At 39.5% G+C, this 19,293-nt stretch carries 15 protein-coding genes; 11 read left to right on the top strand and 4 right to left on the bottom strand.

The window, feature by feature from the left end; genetic code table 11:
- Window positions 1-380 precede the first annotated feature (380 nt).
- Window positions 381-680: a 2OG-Fe(II) oxygenase gene (locus H4J59_RS19275; protein ID WP_259369366.1), complete on the top strand. Its 300-nt coding sequence runs from the start codon at window positions 381-383 to the stop codon at window positions 678-680.
- A gap of 77 nt (window positions 681-757) precedes the next feature.
- On the opposite strand, the gene H4J59_RS02955 is transcribed toward H4J59_RS19275, so the two are convergent.
- Entirely contained in the window at window positions 758-1,438 is a 681-nt protein-coding gene (locus H4J59_RS02955) for a Fe2+-dependent dioxygenase (RefSeq protein ID WP_182236654.1), read from the bottom strand.
- Between the two features lie 22 nt (window positions 1,439-1,460).
- Window positions 1,461-3,803, bottom strand: coding sequence for a TonB-dependent siderophore receptor (locus H4J59_RS02950; protein ID WP_182236652.1), 2,343 nt, complete (start codon window positions 3,801-3,803; stop codon window positions 1,461-1,463).
- Between the two features lie 504 nt (window positions 3,804-4,307).
- Between H4J59_RS02950 and recQ the strand changes: the two genes are divergently transcribed.
- A complete protein-coding gene (gene recQ, locus H4J59_RS02945) occupies window positions 4,308-6,104 on the top strand; it encodes a DNA helicase RecQ (protein ID WP_182236650.1) in 1,797 nt (598 codons plus the stop codon).
- Between the two features lie 311 nt (window positions 6,105-6,415).
- On the opposite strand, the gene H4J59_RS19775 is transcribed toward recQ, so the two are convergent.
- The gene (locus H4J59_RS19775) at window positions 6,416-6,562 is read right to left on the bottom strand and encodes a phage integrase N-terminal SAM-like domain-containing protein (RefSeq protein WP_404851998.1); all 147 of its coding nucleotides are present in this window, start codon (window positions 6,560-6,562) and stop codon (window positions 6,416-6,418) included.
- Between the two features lie 750 nt (window positions 6,563-7,312).
- Here H4J59_RS19775 and H4J59_RS19610 point away from each other — a divergent pair.
- The gene (locus tag H4J59_RS19610; RefSeq protein ID WP_182236648.1) at window positions 7,313-7,810 is read left to right on the top strand and encodes a prepilin-type N-terminal cleavage/methylation domain-containing protein; all 498 of its coding nucleotides are present in this window, start codon (window positions 7,313-7,315) and stop codon (window positions 7,808-7,810) included.
- A 708-nt stretch (window positions 7,811-8,518) separates the two neighbouring features.
- Here the strand turns inward: H4J59_RS19610 and H4J59_RS02930 are convergent.
- Complete coding sequence (locus tag H4J59_RS02930; protein WP_182236646.1) at window positions 8,519-9,703, bottom strand: acetyl-CoA C-acyltransferase; 1,185 nt, start codon at window positions 9,701-9,703, stop codon at window positions 8,519-8,521.
- Between the two features lie 370 nt (window positions 9,704-10,073).
- On the opposite strand from H4J59_RS02930, the gene H4J59_RS02925 reads away from it, so the two are divergent.
- The 8 genes from H4J59_RS02925 (at window position 10,074) to H4J59_RS02890 (ending at window position 18,916) form a co-directional block, all read left to right on the top strand.
- Window positions 10,074-10,484, top strand: coding sequence for a MerR family DNA-binding transcriptional regulator (locus H4J59_RS02925; protein WP_182236644.1), 411 nt, complete (start codon window positions 10,074-10,076; stop codon window positions 10,482-10,484).
- Window positions 10,485-10,584: 100 nt separating this feature from the next.
- Window positions 10,585-11,754 (top strand): isovaleryl-CoA dehydrogenase, encoded by a 1,170-nt coding sequence (locus H4J59_RS02920; RefSeq protein WP_182194980.1) that lies wholly within the window; start codon window positions 10,585-10,587, stop codon window positions 11,752-11,754.
- A 261-nt stretch (window positions 11,755-12,015) separates the two neighbouring features.
- Window positions 12,016-13,623 carry a carboxyl transferase domain-containing protein gene (locus tag H4J59_RS02915; RefSeq protein ID WP_182136396.1) on the top strand — a complete coding sequence of 536 codons (1,608 nt, stop codon included), beginning with the start codon at window positions 12,016-12,018 and terminating at the stop codon, window positions 13,621-13,623.
- Window positions 13,624-13,633: 10 nt separating this feature from the next.
- Window positions 13,634-14,482: an enoyl-CoA hydratase/isomerase family protein gene (locus H4J59_RS02910; protein WP_182236642.1), complete on the top strand. Its 849-nt coding sequence runs from the start codon at window positions 13,634-13,636 to the stop codon at window positions 14,480-14,482.
- 5 nt (window positions 14,483-14,487) lie between these two features.
- Window positions 14,488-16,500, top strand: coding sequence for an acetyl/propionyl/methylcrotonyl-CoA carboxylase subunit alpha (locus H4J59_RS02905; protein WP_182236640.1), 2,013 nt, complete (start codon window positions 14,488-14,490; stop codon window positions 16,498-16,500).
- A complete protein-coding gene (locus H4J59_RS02900; protein WP_182236638.1) occupies window positions 16,500-17,417 on the top strand; it encodes a hydroxymethylglutaryl-CoA lyase in 918 nt (305 codons plus the stop codon). Before H4J59_RS02905 ends, H4J59_RS02900 begins: the two co-directional genes overlap by 1 nt.
- Window positions 17,418-17,528: 111 nt before the next feature.
- Complete coding sequence (locus H4J59_RS02895) at window positions 17,529-18,236, top strand: CoA transferase subunit A (RefSeq protein WP_182194993.1); 708 nt, start codon at window positions 17,529-17,531, stop codon at window positions 18,234-18,236.
- Window positions 18,237-18,259: 23 nt separating this feature from the next.
- The gene (locus H4J59_RS02890; RefSeq protein WP_182136391.1) at window positions 18,260-18,916 is read left to right on the top strand and encodes a 3-oxoacid CoA-transferase subunit B; all 657 of its coding nucleotides are present in this window, start codon (window positions 18,260-18,262) and stop codon (window positions 18,914-18,916) included.
- Window positions 18,917-19,293: the final 377 nt, after the last annotated feature.

The following is a 19,293-nucleotide window of genomic DNA, read 5'->3' as shown; positions in this document are numbered from 1 at the left end:
CGAATAAAAAATATAAAGCATGGATATTCATAAATATCGGCTTCGCTACGCGAAGCCTTATAAAGAGCTGATATAAACCCTCAATAATGAAAACTTACAATAATTAGTTTTCACACAGGCTGAGCACCAACAAGACCTAAATGACAAAAGAAAGGGACTACAACATGTAGTGGTTGGTCGGGCTAAGTCGATAGCCCTTTTAAAAACAGTTAACTTTTTATTTAGATACGCTAGAGGATTAGCCAACCAGCAACTATTTTAATGACTAGGTAAAGTCGCAACAGCTTTACCGCTTGTGATTGACTTAGATCAACCCAATATCCATCTGTATTGAGTATGTTGTCGATAATGATGACTAGGCGTAAAATAATGGAGTGGCTATGGTCGCTAAAGTAAAAAACAGAGCAATTTTCAGTAGTCAAATTTTTTCTATTAATTATGTCACTTACCCGACTAACCATAGTGTAATGACACACAGTGATCCCGTGCAATCAGGGCGTTATTACAAGCTTAATTTTGTTATACAAACGCCTAAAGTAGGTGGGGTATTTAAGTGCTCACACTGTATTATAAATTTATTTAATCGGGTTTATTTATTTCGTCCCGACAAGTATGAGCATAGTGTCTCTAAAATTGAGTCGGGTAAACGTGTGCTATTGAGTTTTGCGCTGAATATCTAGTTGAACAGCACTTTTTGATGTTCAACTTTTTCTTAATTTTTTCTTAACTAAAAAAAGCCAACCGAGCCAAGTCATGACTATAGCTGGGCAAAATTTCGAATTAAGTTGTGGTAAACATTATGTAAACTGTCTAGTTCTGTGCGGGAGGTTTTATTCTCTGTGATCAGGTTTTGTATACTTTGATCTAGTTGATACAGATTTTGACGCAGACTAACATCCGCTATCATGCTTTGCATCCATGTAATTGCGGCGACTCGCTGACCTTGAGTAACCGCCGTGACTTTATGTAAGCTACTTGAGGGATAAACCACAGCATAACCGGCCGGCAGCTTAATTGACTGATGACCAAATTCGGTAGAGATAATTAACTCTCCTCCTTCATACTCCTCAGGCTCACTTAAAAATGTGGTCATTGACATATCGCTACGTAAAACCTCTGTCGTACCAGGAATTCTCATGATCGCCGCATCGACGTGATAACCATACTCTTGCGTTTCACTGTAGCAATTAAAACAGGGTGGAAATATTTTATGTGGTAAAGCGGCTGAAACCAATTTAGGTGTTTCACCGATGCGCGACAATAGCTGGTTAGCTAATTGACGCACATGGGTATTATTGGCATCAGCTTGATTGTTATTTTTAACCGAAGCCGCCATGCCCATCGCGGTGTTTTTACCGTCGCCCCAAATATCGTTAGTGAGCTGTTGACGATAAGCATTAACTTCTTCTTTGGATAATATTTTTTCAATAACAATCATTACTTTACTTTGCCTTTTTTAATTAAAATTCATACGTTGCGGTAAGTTTTGTACTGGTAGCACTACCTAAATACATAAACGAACCAGAACGATATGCCGCCGTCCAATATTTTTCATCAAAGGCATTACCAATGTTTAATCTAAAACTTAAGTCATTTGTCGCGTAATAGTTAGCAAATAAATTAACCACTTGGTAGCTAGGAACCACAACACTGTATTGATTATTTACGCTATCATAACCCGCAGCAGTATCTGGCTGGCCTGCGTACATTTCACTTTGGTAAGCGTAATCACCACCGACAACAAATGACTCATTAATTTCATATCTTAATTGTAAATAAACACTTTTTTCAGCAAAGTTACTTAACGCTAGGCCAATACTGTCTTCATTTATAGAGTCTACAACTTCAGAGTCCATTGACGTTGCAGAAAACTGTACACTTAACTCATCGGTTAGATTACCCACAAAGCCAATTTCAATACCTCTTACTTTATTCTCGCCCGTATTTAAAGTACCCAAGGTGGCGTAATCGTCGTCACCTACGCTTTCCATGACATCATTTTTAGTGATTTGAAAAATAGAGGCACTAAACAAGAAATTATCATCAAGCAACATTAATTTAGTGCCAAGCTCAATGTTTTCTACCCGTTCAGGCTCTGAATCAGGTACTTGAGTCGCATTACCACAAACACCACCATAACCACAGTTTGCGCCTAAGTCAGTCTCACCACCATTAATGTTGGTTGCTGTGCTGTAATTTGCATAAACATTAAGGTCTTCTGAAAAATCGTATATTAAGCCAAGATTACCGTTATACATAGTGTCTGAATAAGCATAAAGCGCCGAAGTGCCTCTACTTGTTGCGTCATTACTATAATCAAAATTGTCTAACCTAGCACCATAAGACACGTCAAGTTGGTCAGTTAAATGCACGGTATCAATAAGGTAAACTGACACTGTTTCAATATCAAGTACGGCATCGTTGTCACCGCGGGTATAAGTTCTTCCCATCAACTGAGCAATATCACTGACCTGATTACCCGTACCGTCAACAATACAATAGCCTTCACTATCACCACGACGACCAGATGTTATGCAATTAGTTGCGTTGTTATAGTTAATGTCATAAACACCATTTTTAACGCTTTCATCACTATATTCGAGACCAAATACAAAGTTATTCTCTAAATCAAACACTTTAGTATTCCAGAATAAGTTGAACTGTGTACTGGCATACGAAACATCTTGATAACCTTGATGGGTGCTTAAACCTATGGTTTTTTCGCCTGGGGCTTGAAGATCGCTAGCGGCACGGGTTGTACCACTTGCACCGGTAGTAATATAACCATTTTTGGTCTCACCAAAACGTGTGGCGTTATAGAGAACAATATTATCATTCACTTCATATTCAGTTCTTAAGGTGAATGTTTTTACTTTAGAGGTTAAAAAGTCTGACGCTTGTGCATAAACAGGAATGTCTTCAACAGGAGCTCTTGCATCACTGTCATAATAACTGCCGAGATCAGGCACATCTTCAGCATCTAAATAGTAGCCATCAGCGGTAATGGATAGTGCTTGTGTCGGTAAATATACCCCTGATAATTGCACGCCATTTCTTTCATTTGAAATGTCTTCACGGTCTGGTTTATCCTCATCAGAGACTAAAGCATTAAGTCGAATAGCAGAATTTTCTGACAGGGGTAAATTATAATCTAATGTGACGCGTTTATATTCATCGCTACCTAAACCGGCATCAACACGACCAAAATTATAATTTACTGACGCTTTTTTAGTAATACTGTTCACCGCACCACCTGATGATCCTCGGCCTGCGAAAGTTGAACTGGGTCCTTTGGTAATTTCAACACGCTCAGTAGCAAAACTTTCGCGGGTGCTCATGCCGGGGTCTCTTAAACCGTCAACAAATACGTCACTGCGCGCTTCGTGGCCACGAATAATATAACGGTCACCAAAAGCGTTGCCATTTTCACCCGTTCCTAAAGTAATTCCCGCTTGCGCTGACAAAATATCTTTAAGATCCGTTTTACCTGCTTCTAAAATTTGGTCTTGTGTTAATACTGTAATAATTTGAGGCGTATCAACAAGTGCAGCAACACGGCGCATATCACCAGAGGCAGGATGTAAATATACCGAGGTTTTAGAACCGTGAACTCTAATTAACTCAATCGCTTCATCTGATTGATTAATTTTCTTTGTTTCGCACTTAACGCCGCTATCTTTATCACAATTTTCTACATTGCTTTCTGCGTATACCTGCGGGCTGCTAAATACAAGAGCAGCAGCTATGGCATGTGCTCCAAGTGCTATTTTATTTTTATGATGATATTTAGTGTGAGATGTCATGTTTTTACTTTTTATATTAAAACCTTAATTAATGAAGAATTTAATATTAACTAAGCTCAAACTCAAATGCAAATGATAACGCATATCATTTGCATTTATATTTATATTTATATTTATAATAAAAAGCGATGCAAGCAGAATAATTAACATAAGGCCATATTATAAGAGGGTTATTCATCGAACGGCGGTTCAAAAAAGTGGGATAATAAAAGTGGGATAATATATTTTAAAGCTCGTTGAAACATCTTTACATGATAAAAATATGGCGATACTTAAGCATAAATGCCCGCTACGACGACCAGTCGCCAACATCCACTTACCTTGTATTCATTTATGTCGCCATTAATGCTATCTTCACCGAATGCTCGACCCTCAAAATAATCTATGTAAAATCTATTATATTTCGGGGGTGTTTATTGTTAATTTTTAGTCTAGGTTGTTTATAACCGCTGTAGTTAAAAATATGCTGACTTAATATGATCTAGTTTTATCAAGGAACTTAATTTGGATATCAACACGGCAAAATCAGTTTTACAAAACACCTTTGGTTACGCTGATTTTCGCCATCAACAAGCAAATATCATTAGTGAATTAATCAGTGGCACTGATGTGTTCACCCTGATGCCAACGGGTGGCGGTAAGTCATTATGTTATCAAATACCAGCGATAGTTTTAGATGGTGTTGGTATCGTTGTATCGCCACTGATCGCTTTAATGAAAGATCAAGTCGATGCCTTAAAGCTGCAAGGGGTGAAAGCTGAATTCTTAAATTCATCACAGGATTATGAAGAACAAAGGCGTGTAGAGCAGCTGATAATGTCAGGTAATATCGACTTATTATATGTTGCGCCGGAAAGATTATTAGGTGATTATTTTCTTAGCCTTATTGATAAAGTCACTATTGCATTATTTGCCTTTGATGAGGCTCATTGTGTTTCGCAATGGGGCCATGATTTTAGACCTGAATATCAAAAACTTTCCATCATAGCTCATCGATACCCCAACACGCCTAAAATTGCCTTAACCGCTACCGCTGATATGAAAACCCGAGAGGAAATCGTTGAAGTTTTAAACTTAACAGGCGCTAAAACTTTTATACACAGTTTCGACCGACCCAATATTCAATATAGGATCAGTGAACAGAAAAATAGCAAAGAAAAGCTGCTGCAGTTTATTAATGCCGAACATACCAATGATGCCGGTATTGTTTATTGTCTGTCGAGAAAGTCGGTAGAAACAACCGCCCAGTGGTTATCTGAACAAGGAAAAGTTGCCTTGCCTTATCATGCCGGTTTAGCCAGCTATATTAAAGATAATAACCAACAACGGTTCCTTAGAGAAGACAGCATTATTATTGTCGCCACCATTGCTTTTGGTATGGGCATTGACAAGCCCGACGTGCGATTTGTGGCGCATTTAAATTTACCTAAAAGTATCGAGGCCTATTATCAAGAAACCGGACGAGCCGGTCGAGATGGACTGCCAGCTAACACTTGGTTAGCTTATGGTATGCAAGATGTGATTAAACTCAAACAAATGGCCAGTCAAAGTGATGGCAATGAACAGTTTAAATATCTCACGCAGCGTAAGATAGATGCCTTACTAGGTTATTGTGAAGTTAGTTCATGCCGCAGACAAGTGCTATTAAATTATTTTGGTGAAACATTAGCAGAGCCTTGTGGTAATTGTGATAATTGTTTGAATCCTCCTCTGACTTGGGATGGCACAAGTGCCGCCAGAAAAGCGCTATCTACGGTTTATAGAACAGGCCAAAGGTTTGGCGTTGGCCATCAAATTGATGTACTTACCGGTAAAAAAACACCAAAAATAACCAGCCTTAACCACGATAAACTCTCAACTTATAATATTGGCAGCGAACTTATCGCAACTGAATGGCAAACGGTATTTAGACAGCTTATTTCAATGGGCTATTTAGCGGTTGAAATGGATTATGGCGTGTTAAAATTAACTGAAAAAGCGCGGCCTTTATTAAAAGGTGAATGTACGATTCAACTTAAGGTGCAAAAAAGTACAAAATCCAAGCAAGCTCAAAAATCAAAACCCGCTATTGAGAATGATTTAACAACAGAAGAACAAGCTAACTTTGAAAAGCTTAGGCAACAAAGAGCCTTGTGGGCTAAAGAAAGAGGCGTACCTTCATTTGTTATTTTTCATGACGCTAGCTTGATGGATATCGCACGCAGAAATCCCAAAAATTCAAATCAACTATTAGAGGTTAATGGCATAGGTAAAACAAAGCTTGAGCTTTATGGCGAACAAATTATTGCGCTATTAAACTAGGTAATATAATAAGCACTAAAAAAATATGGCTAATGTGACGCAGTCAGCATTTGAGCTAACAAATGCAATGGTAAAGCTTTACCTAACCTGACAACATTAAGGCCTAACTGAGCGTGTGAAAAAATAAGCTGCTTTAGCTACATAGTTTTTTGATATATAAAGAGTTAATATTTTTATATATCAATAACTCAGCTGATTTTAGCATCAGTCATGCAAAGTATAAAACCTGCCCCCTCCCATCATTTAATATAGAAGTAATAAACCGAATTTGACGCTAACGCCTGAGGTTTAAGGGTAAGGCTTAAGTTATTTCAAAGATAACTAATAAACTGTTCAACTGCTTTATCATGGCAGTCGTTTGGATGAGCTTTTCCAATAAAAATGATATGAGCTTTAACCCAGTATAAATAAAAATCAATAGTACGTTTAGCATCATATTCACATAATTTCTTTGATATGTGAATATGATGCAGATTTCAAAATCATTCCACTTAACCTCAAACATGGGCTGTATATAAAAATAGCTTAATTGTATATCCCACCTTTGTGTTTTAAGCAGAGTTTAATCAGCTTTTCTGCATCGCTATCTTTAATAAGTAATTCAATAAGTAATTCCATAAGTAAAATTAACGTATTGAATGTTAATGTTAAGTTATGTATATTAACTAAAATTACAAAAAATTAACGTGTCGAATGTTAAGTTACGCATATTAGTTTGTAGGATCCGTGTTGTTCAAATAATTTTGGCGGATTACCCCTCAGTTTTCGCCTGAGAGGTTTGGTTAAAGTCGCTAATACGTTAAGCGTTTTGTACCTAAATAAATGTGCCTAAGTGAATCATGGACGAAACCTCCAAATATCATGAATTAACAAAAGATGCAGGAAATCGCTTAAGAGCTTATTTGTTTCCTCTGGTGCGACTGGTGTGTGTTTTAGCACTAACCAAAACAGAGAAAATATCACTGTTATGTTCTGAAAAATGGTTGTATCAATTGCACTCATATATTTTGTTTTAACAGTACTACTTTGTTTGTATGAATTACCTAGAGCTAAATATAATCTTTATATAACAAGCTATTAAATCATGAAAAAGACCATTTACTGTTTTCGGCCCTCAACATTTTAGCAAACTATTGTTTGCCTCTTAGTCAGGCGTTAACTTTTCTCATTTTCGAGTTAGACATTAATATTTTAAAGGGATTTTAAGTTTGTATAAGCAAAAAGGCTTTACGTTAACTGAGTTGGTAGCAATTATCGTTATTTTGGGTATATTGGCTGTTACAGCAGCGCCTAAGTTTATTGATTTAACTGAGGATGCGGACGAAGCTGTATTTTTAAGTATTTCATCTGCTTTTAAAAGTGGTGTTAACCAAGTACATATTGCTTGGTTAATACGAGGAAAAAATCAGGCTGTACAAGATTTTATAGCGATTTCAGATCCCCTTGCAGGAGGAGATTTAAGTGTGAATAGTTATGGTTATCCTGCTGATACAAGAGGTATTAGTTTAACATTAAACAGTGAATATGATTGTTTGGATGTATGGCGAGCAGTGCTAGATTCACCAGATGCTCTAGTGTTAAATAACAGCTCTAGTAAGTTTCAAGCAACACATGATAATGGAACTTGTACTTATACTTATAACAAGCAAGACACTCTTACCGTCAACTATGACTCTAATAGTGGTGAAGTAACAATAAATAATTAAAGCTGGTTAAAAGCTATTCAAGTATGGCAATGTACATGGAGGTACAGTGAATAAATTTAATTGTCCATATTGTAATGAGAAATCGGTTAGCTTTTTTAGAAAGTTAGCCCTAAGCCCTATAGTTAGTCATAACTGTTCTAATTGTAATGAGCCTATCTGTGTGCCTTTTAAAGCCCTATTATTAATACTGCCATCATTATTAATAATTCTAATTTGCCCCACTTTTATCGAGCACTACAATGTTGTTATGGGTTTATTTATATTTATCTTGATTTTAACTTCATATTTTTACAATAAATATGTGCCCTTAATAAAAGCAAAATAGATATTGAGTAACCTAGTTATCACCAGCACTTATAACATGTACTTCAAACGTAAAAATACAGTTGGCTGTGTTTCACTTCGCTACTTTAGCTCCCTAATCCGGCGCTAGTTACAATGATATAAAAGGAATTAGTGTGAACAAAATATATAGGTTTATAATTCTTGCAGTACTAATAACGGCTGCGATTAGCTCTTATAGTTATGGCAGCTCAACAGGTATATTTTTATTTATCATTCTCGGTTTTTTGTTCGAGGGCTTGTTTTGGTTTGGTCTCCTTGGCAAAAAAAAATCACGTAATGTAATTAACACTAGCAGCTGATAGCGTTTAGCACCCTAAGATCAAAAAAACCCACAAATAAGTGGGTTTTCAATTTAAGTAATGGTTACATCATTTCAATAGCAATCGCAGTTGCTTCGCCGCCACCGATACATAACGAAGCAATACCCTTGCTTAAGCCTCTGTTTTTCAAGGCATGGATTAACGTCACCATAATACGTGCGCCACTAGCGCCTAACGGGTGACCTAATGCACAAGCACCGCCGTTAACATTAACTTTTTCAACATCTAAGTCTAAGGCTTTAATGCCTAGCATAGTGACCATGGCAAAGGCTTCGTTGATTTCAAACAAGTCAACATCTGCTGCTGTCCAGTTAGCTTTAGCCAAAACTTTTTGCATCGCACCGACTGGCGCAACGGTAAATTCTGCTGGCTTTTGTGCGTTCGTCGCGTGAGCAACAATCTTACACAAAGGCGTTAAGCCACGTTTTTGTGCTACTGATAACTTCATCATCACTAATGCCGCCGCGCCATCAGAAATAGAGCTTGAGTTAGCAGCAGTAATGGTACCGTCTTTTTTAAAAGCGGGACGTAAACTAGGAATTTTATCTGGGCGAGCATTACCTGGTTGTTCATCAATATCAAATACTGAATCACCGCGGCGAGATTTAATGGTCACTGGCGATATTTCATTAACAAATGCACCGTCAGCAATTGCAGCATTAGCACGTGCTAATGAACGAATAGCATAATCATCCATATCTTCACGAGTAAAGGCAGATTCATCAGCCGTTGCTTGTGCGAAACAACCCATGGCAATACCGTCGTAGGCATTTTCTAAACCGTCGGTCATCATGTGATCAAGTACTAGGCCTTGACCCATTTTAATCCCAGTTCTGCCTTTAGGTAACAAATGTGGTGCGTTTGTCATACTTTCCATGCCACCAGCAACGGCAACATCAATAGAGCCAGCTAATAGGGCATCATGTGCTTGCATGGCCGCTTTCATACCTGAGCCACAAACTTTATTAATAGTGGTACAGGCTGTTGATAAAGCTAAATCTGCTTCTAAAGCAGCTTGTCTTGCAGGCGCTTGTTTTAAACCCGCAGGTAATACACAACCCATGATCACTTCATCAACTTGATCATTAGATAGATTAGCGGCCGCCATAGCACCACGAATGGCAGTTGCACCTAAAGTGGTAGCACTGACTGCTGATAAACCGCCCATAAAACCACCCATAGGGGTACGTTTTGCAGCAACGATAACGATTGGATCTTGAGTAGACATAGGGTTCTCCGATAAAGTGTTGTTTAATATTCGTTCGACATTTGTTGGTTAGATAGTTTTTCAATAATCGATAAGAATTACAAATTAGGTTAACGTAAATTTAATTTTACACAAACGTACTCTTTATACTTTTGAATATAATAACGCTAGTATTTACAAAATTTGTCATCGTTATTTAAAGCAAAATCATGCGCTAACTATACTTTAAATAACACCATTGACTTAAACCGCGCACGGCTATTATCTATGATGTAAAAGCACTTCATTTATCTAACTTTACACTCGCACTTTACGTTAACGTAAACTTATTGTAAAGTATCCCATAAATAAAAAGCGCGTTAACTTAGAGCAATAATAATGAGCAGCCATAATGAGCGATAAGAACCCAATCACCTTCTCTATCGGCGAGTTAGCAAGAGAGTTTGATATTACCACCCGCAGTATTCGTTTTTACGAAGACCAAGGCCTGATACTACCAAATCGCAAAGGACAAACAAGAATATATAACCAGAGAGATAGAGTTAGACTAAGGTTAATTCTACGTGGTAAACGCTTAGGTTTTTCATTAGCAGAAACGGGTCGCTTGTTTGAGCTTTACGATGCTGACACTTCAAGTGCAACGCAATTAATACAAATCATGGAATTAATTTCCAACAAAAAGAATGACTTAAACCAGCAATTAGAAGATATTAAAGCAGTGTTGATTGAATTAACTGGTTTAGAGAAAAATTGCCAAAATACCTTGGCGCTTATCGAAAAAAAACCATTAGTCAGTCAATAAGCCGCAATAGATAAAAGCGCTAAGTCGCGTAACAAATAAAGTAAAAGTTAACGTGATAATAAAAACGTTAACACGACAAACCATTATTAAGGGTACTACTATGATTTCTACTTTCTCATCAATGAATTTTAACCTGGGTGAAACTGTTGACATGATCCGCACCACGGTGAATGCTTTTTCTCGTGATGAAATTGCCCCTCGTGCGGCACAGATCGATAAAGATAACGAATTCCCCATGGACTTATGGCGCAAATTTGGCGACCTAGGTTTGTTAGGCATGACAGTAGATGAGCAATACGGTGGTTCTGGTTTAGGGTACTTAGCACACATGGTGGCTATGCAAGAAATCTCTCGTGCTTCTGCCTCTGTAGGCCTAAGTTATGGCGCGATGTCTAACCTTTGTTTAAACCAATTAAACAAAAATGGTAGTCATGAACAAAAAGAAAAATATTTACCTAAACTGTGCAGCGGTGAACATATTGGTGCTCTAGCCATGTCAGAGCCAAACGCCGGTTCTGATGTGGTCAGTATGAAACTTACCGCAAAAAAACAAGGCGATAAATACATTCTTAATGGCAACAAAATGTGGATTACTAATGGTCCTGATGCCAATGTTTTTATTATCTATGCAAAAACTGATACCAGTGCCGGCTCTAAAGGTATTACTGCCTTTATCGTTGAACGTGATTATCCAGGTTTTTCACGTCATCAAAAACTAGATAAATTAGGTATGCGCGGCTCTAATACCTGTGAATTAGTCTTCCAAGATTGTGAAGTGCCTGCTGAAAACATTTTAGGCGGCGAAGGCAAAGGCGTTCGGGTATTAATGTCAGGTTTAGATTATGAACGCATCGTATTAACTGGCGGCCCGCTAGGTATTATGGACGCTTGTATGGACTTAGTTGTACCTTACATTCATGACAGAAAGCAATTTGGTCAAGCCATTGGTGAGTTTCAATTAATTCAAGGCAAAATTGCCGACATGTACACTCAAATGAATGCGGCTAAATCTTATGCTTATTTATGTGCAATGGCAGCCGATCGCGGTGAAACAACCCGTAAAGATGCCGCAGGTGTTATTTTATATTCAGCAGAATTGGCCACAAAAATGGCTTTAGACGCCATTCAATTACTTGGCGGTAACGGTTACATTAATGAATTCCCTGCTGGGCGTTTGTTACGTGATGCTAAGTTATATGAAATTGGCGCTGGTACCTCAGAAATTCGCCGTATGCTGATCGGCCGCGAACTGTTTAACGAATCAGTTTAACGCTGATTTTTCGTTGCTAATGACGCAATTTCTACCTAAAAACACCCAGATAGGCAACTATGCTAGGTGTTTTTTATTGAACTCGCGCTATTGGCTTCGAGATTAGCTCAATGCTAAAAAAGAACAAGCTATAAAATACTTCAGTGACTATTGCTATTGAATACTCATCACTCATTAAGCACAGATTTAATATTAGTGAATCGAAAACAATATCAATATGCGCTGACCAAGCAAGAGTTCAACAAAACATAAGGTTATACCGTGGCTAAGATAATATCAAAAATTAATCCCCGCAGCCCTGACTTCATCGAAAATGCTGCCCATATGCAACTACAAGTCGATGATTTAAAAGTTAAGTTAGAAGAAATCAAATTGGGTGGTGGTGAACGCAGTCGAGAACGTCATTTGTCACGTGGTAAATTATTACCTAGAGATCGAGTTTATGCCCTACTCGACCCCGGCTCTGCATTTCTTGAATTATCACAATTAGCCGCCTTTAAAGTTTATGACGATAACGTTCCCGCTGCAGGTATCATCACAGGTATTGGCCGTGTGGGTGGTCAAGAATGTCTTATTATTGCCAATGACGCGACCGTAAAGGGAGGTACTTATTTCCCGTTAACGGTGAAAAAGCATTTACGTGCCCAAGCTATCGCGCAAGAAAACAACTTACCTTGTATCTATTTAGTCGATTCAGGTGGTGCAAACTTACCGAATCAAGATGACGTTTTTCCCGATAAAGAACATTTTGGTCGTATTTTTTTCAACCAAGCCAATATGTCAGCGCAAAGCATTCCACAAATTGCGGTAGTGATGGGTTCATGTACCGCTGGTGGTGCTTATGTTCCAGCTATGGCTGACGAATCTATTATCGTAAAAGAGCAAGGTACTATCTTTCTTGCAGGCCCGCCATTAGTTAAAGCGGCAACCGGTGAAGTCGTCAGTGCTGAAGATTTAGGTGGCGCTGATGTGCATTGTCGTACCTCAGGTGTTGCCGACCACTATGCGCAAAATGATCACCATGCTTTAGAAATTGCTCGCAGCGCTATTGGTAATTTAAATCGGGTTAAACCCGTACAAATGGCCATTAAAGAAGTTGTTGAACCCGCTTATGCTACAGAAGAAGTTTATGGCATTGTACCCAAAGACTCTCGTCAACCTTATGATGTGCGTGAAATTATCGCCCGTGTGGTTGACGGCAGTGAATTTGATGAATTTAAAGCGCTTTATGGCACCACCTTAGTTTGTGGCTTTGCCCGTATTTATGGTTACCAAGTCGGCATTATTGCCAATAACGGCATTTTGTTTGGCGAATCGGCACAAAAAGGCGCGCACTTTATTGAGCTGTGTGCCCAACGAAAAATCCCCTTAGTATTTTTACAAAACATTACCGGTTTTATGGTAGGTCAACAATATGAAGCCGGCGGTATCGCTAAACATGGCGCAAAAATGGTCACCGCGGTTGCAACCGCACAAGTGCCTAAATTTACCATTTTAATTGGTGGTAGTTTCGGTGCAGGTAACTATGGCATGTGTGGCCGTGCTTACGACCCACGTTTTCTCTTTATGTGGCCAAACTCGCGTATTTCAGTGATGGGTGGCGAACAAGCGGCTGGCGTATTAGCCCAAGTTAAACGCGATCAAAAAGACCTGCGTGGTGAACAATGGAGCGCAGAAGAAGAAGCAAACTTCAAGCAACCCATTATTGATAATTACGAACATCAAGGTCATCCATATTATGCCTCAGCGCGTTTATGGGACGACGGCGTGATTGACCCTGCCGATACCCGTCAAGTCCTTGGTTTAGCTATTTCAGCGTCACTTAATAAACCTATAAAAGAGACCAAGTTTGGTCTGTTTAGAATGTAGGGGTGAATTGATGATTTTTTCATATAGCCAAATAAAAAGTCCTAGTGAACAAGTATTGTTCGATGTTGACAGCCGCGGCGTAGCAACGGTTACCTTAAATAATCCTGAAAAGCATAATGCCTTTGATGACAGTATTATTTTTGCACTAAATCAGCTATTTCAGGCCATAGCACAATGCCATGACATTAATGTCATGGTGTTAGCGTCAACCGGTAAAAATTTTTCTGCCGGCGCTGATTTAGCTTGGATGCAGCGTATGGCATCTTACTCTTATGAAGAGAACTTGTCTGATGCTAACGCCCTCGCCCAAATGTTGAAAAATCTTAACTTCTTACCACAGCCTACCATTGCTAAAGTGCAAGGTGCTGCCTTTGGCGGTGCTGTTGGGCTAGCAAGTTGTTGCGATATTGTCCTTGCCAGTGAAAAAGCGAGTTTTTGTTTAAGTGAAGTAAAGTTAGGCTTAATTCCTGCCACCATTAGCCCTTATGTGGTTAACGCAATCGGCCAGAAAGCCAGCAGACGTTATTTTCAAACTGCTGAGCGATTTTTTGCTGACAAAGCACAACAACTTGGTTTAGTCGATGAAATATACCCGTTAACCGCATTAGATAACGCGGTTACTGAAATGGTAAACACACTATTAGCCAATGGGCCACTAGCCGTGCGACAAGCAAAGCAGCTAGCGTTGGATGTAGCTTACCAAGATATTGACGAAGCACTGATTAAAAATACCTGTGAGCGTATTGCCGCCATTCGTGTTTCCGCAGAAGGTCAAGAAGGCCTAACGGCATTTTTTGAAAAGCGCCAACCTGCTTGGCAAGCCCAGTCAAAAACATCAAAAAATAAAGGCGAAGGATAAAATTTATGTTTACTAAAATACTAATTGCCAACCGTGGTGAAATCGCCTGTCGTGTTATTAAAACCGCACGAAAAATGGGTATATTAACAGTCGCGGTTTATTCTGATGCTGATGCTGACTCACTACACGTCAATATGGCCGATGAAGCGATCCATATTGGTGGCTCACCTTCACGCGAAAGTTACTTATTGTCCGAGAAAGTAATTGAAGCCGCTAAACGTACCGGCGCGCAAGCTATTCATCCAGGTTACGGCTTTCTTTCTGAAAATGCTGAATTTTGTCGCATGTGTACCAAAGAAGGTATTACTTTTATTGGCCCACCGGTTGCTGCTATTGAAGCTATGGGCTCAAAGTCTGCCGCTAAAAATATTATGGAAAAGGCCCAAGTGCCTTTAGTGCCAGGTTATCATGGTGATGACCAATCGGAGGCCGTGATCAAAAAAGCCGCTGACGATATGGGCTATCCGGTATTACTCAAAGCTACCGCTGGCGGCGGTGGTAAAGGTATGCGCCAAGTTTGGCATGAAAATGAGTTTGCTGAAGGATTTGCCGCCGCTAAACGCGAAGCAAAATCATCTTTTGGTGATGATAGAATGTTAGTTGAAAAGTACTTAACTCAACCTCGCCATGTTGAAATTCAGGTGTTTTGTGATAATCACCAAAACGCGGTTTTTCTTTTTGAGCGCGACTGTTCAGTACAGCGTCGTCATCAAAAAGTAATTGAAGAAGCGCCAGCCTTTAGTATGAGCGAAGAGCTACGTACCCAAATGGGTGAGTCAGCTATAAAATCAGCACAAGCTATTGGTTATCAAGGTGCCGGTACGGTTGAATTTTTACTTGATGTTGATGGTTCATTTTACTTTATGGAAATGAATACTCGCTTGCAAGTAGAGCACCCGGTAACTGAATTAATTACCGGTCAAGATCTGGTAGAATGGCAATTACGTGTTGCGGCAGGTGAAGTATTACCTAAAGCTCAACACGAACTGAAAATTAACGGCCATGCTTTTGAAGCCCGTATTTACGCTGAAGATCCCAATAATGACTTTTTACCTGCCACTGGCAAGTTAGATTTTTTACAACCGCCCGTTGAAAGTGAATTTGTTCGTGTTGATACCGGTGTACGCCAAGGGGATGAAGTGAGCGTGTTTTACGATCCTATGATTGCAAAATTAATTGTTTGGGATGAAAGCCGTGAAAAAGCCTTACAGCGTCTAGCGAAAGCCTTGTCCGAGTATCGTATTAGTGGTGTGACAACCAATATCGATTTTCTTTATAATTTAGCCACTTGTGCGCCATTTGTTAACGCGGATATCGACACCAGTTTTATTGAAAAAAATCAAGCTGTAATATTTCATGACAACGAGCAATCCCTTGCGGGCGAACTGCCGATGGCGGCGCTTTATTTAGTGTTGTCACAAGCTCAGCAAGCACAAGCAAAGGCCACAAAAACCAACGACCCATTCTCACCTTGGAATATGACAAATGCTTGGCGCTTAAATGAAGCAAATATTCATCACATGGTATTGGCTCATAATGGCACAGAATACCCGATTATAGTCGAGCAAAAGCGTCAAGGTAGTGGTAGTTATTACTTAATCTCAGTTGATGGCCAAACCGTTGACTGTCAAGGTCGCATTGAAAACGAGACTTTATACGCCAGTATTGACGGCTACCGCAGTCATGCAACGATTGCAAAAAATGCTAACCAAATTAGCCTGTTCCATCAAAATGGTGTGTTCAATTTTACCCATATGTTGCCTGACTGTGGCGATAATAGTGCTGATGATAACCATGGTGGTTTACTTGCGCCCATGAACGGTACTATGGTGTCAGTATTAGTAAAAGCCGGCGATAACGTGATTGCAAATCAACCCTTGATGATTATGGAGGCAATGAAGATGGAGCATACCATTCGCGCGCCGAGCAATGGTGTTGTAGATGTTCTATATTATAAAGATGGTGATATGGTTGACGGCGGTGCTGAATTAATCGCCTTTACCGCAGAGGAGGCATAATGACCGATATTGCTCAATTTTCATTACCGAACTTAGTAAAAATAGTTGAGGTGGGTCCACGTGATGGTCTACAAAATGAAAAACTACAGATTAGCGCAGAAGATAAAATAGCGTTAATTGAAAAGTTAGCCGACGCCGGTGTCAGCTACATTGAAAGCGGCAGTTTTGTCTCGCCTAAATGGGTGCCACAAATGGCCACTTCTAGTGATGTTTTCAAAGGTATTAAGCGCAAAAGCGGTGTTACCTACGCCGCATTAACGCCAAATATGAAAGGCTTTGAAGCGGCAATGGCGGTGAATGCCAATGAGGTCGCTATTTTTGGCGCGGCATCAGAAGCCTTTAGTCAGAAAAACATTAATTGCTCGATTGATGAAAGTTTGCAACGTTTTGAATCCATTATGCAAGCTGCAAAAGCTGCCGACATTCGTGTGCGTGGCTATGTCTCTTGTGTAGTTGGCTGTCCTTACGATGGTGATATTGCAGCAGAAAAAGTAGCAGAAGTTGCAGAAAAGTTATATAAAATGGGCTGTTACGAAATATCACTTGGCGACACCATTGGTGTTGGTACGCCAGCCAGTGTCCAAAAAATGTTACAGGCTGTTAGTGCTAAAGTCCCCGTTGATAAGCTAGCTGTGCACTTTCATGATACCTATGGACAGGCTTTGACCAATATTTACGCGGCACTTGCTATGGGCGTAAAGGTAGTCGATAGTGCTATTGCAGGTCTTGGTGGTTGCCCATATGCTAAGGGGGCATCAGGCAATGTCGCCACTGAAGACGTGTTATATATGCTCAATGGCTTAGGTATAAAAACTAATATTGATTTTGACAAATTACTGGCTGCAGGATGGTTTATTAGCGACAAATTAGGCAAGGCGCCGTTATCAAAAGTCTCGATAGCCTATCGTGCAAAATAATCTAAAATATAGACTAAAAAGTTAACTAAAAAATTACCTGGCGTTGATCGTGAGCATTACCTACATCAGCGAATAAAATATAAATTAAACATTAATATTGAGGAGCAAATAATGGCAGGATTTGACAAAGTAGTGTCAAGCTATGAAGAAGCAATGGCTGGTCTTGAAGACAATATGACCGTAATTGCTGGTGGTTTTGGTTTATGTGGTATTCCTGAAAATTTAATACGCGAAATTCAGCGTAAAGGTACTAAAGGCTTAACCCTGGTTTCAAATAACTGCGGTGTAGACGATTTTGGTCTCGGCATTTTACTGCCTGACCGTCAAATCAAAAAAATTATCGCCTCTTACGTTGGTGAAAATGCTGAGTTCGAACGTCAGATGATGAACGGTGAGCTCGAAGTTGAATTGACACCACAAGGCACTTTAGCAGAAAAAATGCGTGCTGGCGGTGCTGGTATTCCAGCTTTTTTTACGGCTACAGGCTATGGCACACCAGTAGCCGAAGGCAAAGAAGAACGTGAATTTGACGGTCGGCATTATATTTTAGAACCGGCAATTAAAGGCGATTTTGCTATTGTAAAAGCGTGGAAAGCCGATCGTTATGGCAACTTAGTGTTTAGAAAAACCGCGCGTAACTTCAATCCTATGGCGGCAACCGCAGGTAAAATAACCGTAGTAGAAGTAGAAGAGATTGTGGAGCCAGGCGAATTAGACCCTGATCACATTCATACGCCAGGCATTTATGTTAATCGCTTAATCTTAGGTACATTCGAAAAACGCATTGAACAGCGCACTGTTCGTAGCGACTCAGAATAATCAGTGTTAGTAAGGAGTAATTTATGGCTTTAACAAGAGAACAACTAGCACAGCGGGTAGCACAAGAATTACAAGACGGTTACTACGTTAACTTAGGTATAGGTATTCCAACCTTAGTGGCAAACTATATTCCCGAAGGGATCGAAGTCATGCTGCAGTCTGAAAACGGCTTACTAGGCATGGGACAATTTCCCACCGAAGCAGAAATTGACGCCGATCTGATCAATGCGGGTAAACAAACAGTGACGATGGCAAAAGGCGCATCAATTTTTGACTCAGCAGAATCATTTGCCATGATCAGAGGCGGTCACGTTGATTTAACCGTTTTAGGCGCCTTTGAGGTTGATGTAAATGGTAATATTGCCTCTTACATGATCCCTGGTAAGTTAATTAAAGGTATGGGCGGTGCGATGGATTTAGTCGCCGGTGCAGACAATATTATTGTGACCATGACCCACGCCTCTAAGCATGGTGTGTCTAAGTTGTTAAGTAATTGTACACTGCCGTTAACCGGTAAAGGCTGTATTAAAAGAGTGTTAACTGATCTGGCTTTTATTGAAATAAAAAATGGCAAATTTTACTTATTAGAGCGTGCACCTGGCGTGTCGGTCGCAGAAATAATATCATTAACTGAAGGTGAACTTGTTGTTGAAGGCGACGTACCTGAGATGCAATTATAAAGCGATAACCAGCAGTTGATAATGAATGACAATATATAAACTGAGGGGCTGCGGCCCCCTTTTTGTATTCGATTTAGAGTTAGCTGAAGTCACTCTTGTTGTCATCACTTATATTGATATATGAAAAATATTAATATTTAATTATTTATCACGATTTAAGCCAAAAATAGCACTTCATCCATTGTATCAATTAACTGTTCTTCTCTATATGAAGAACAAGCAGAAAAATACAAGACATTTATTTAATAACTAGTCGCTCTAATTATTAAGTAAATAACGCAGTAGAGGGTTGCTTTAACTTGGTAAATGATCAAAAAATTAGTGAGATAGTTATTACGGCCATGCCTCTAACTTGCTCTCTCTGCACAAAACTCACC

The organism is Colwellia sp. MB02u-10 (assembly GCF_014077185.1).
Taxonomy (GTDB): Bacteria; Pseudomonadota; Gammaproteobacteria; order Enterobacterales; family Alteromonadaceae; genus Cognaticolwellia.
This window is presented reverse-complemented; position numbering and strand designations above follow the sequence as displayed.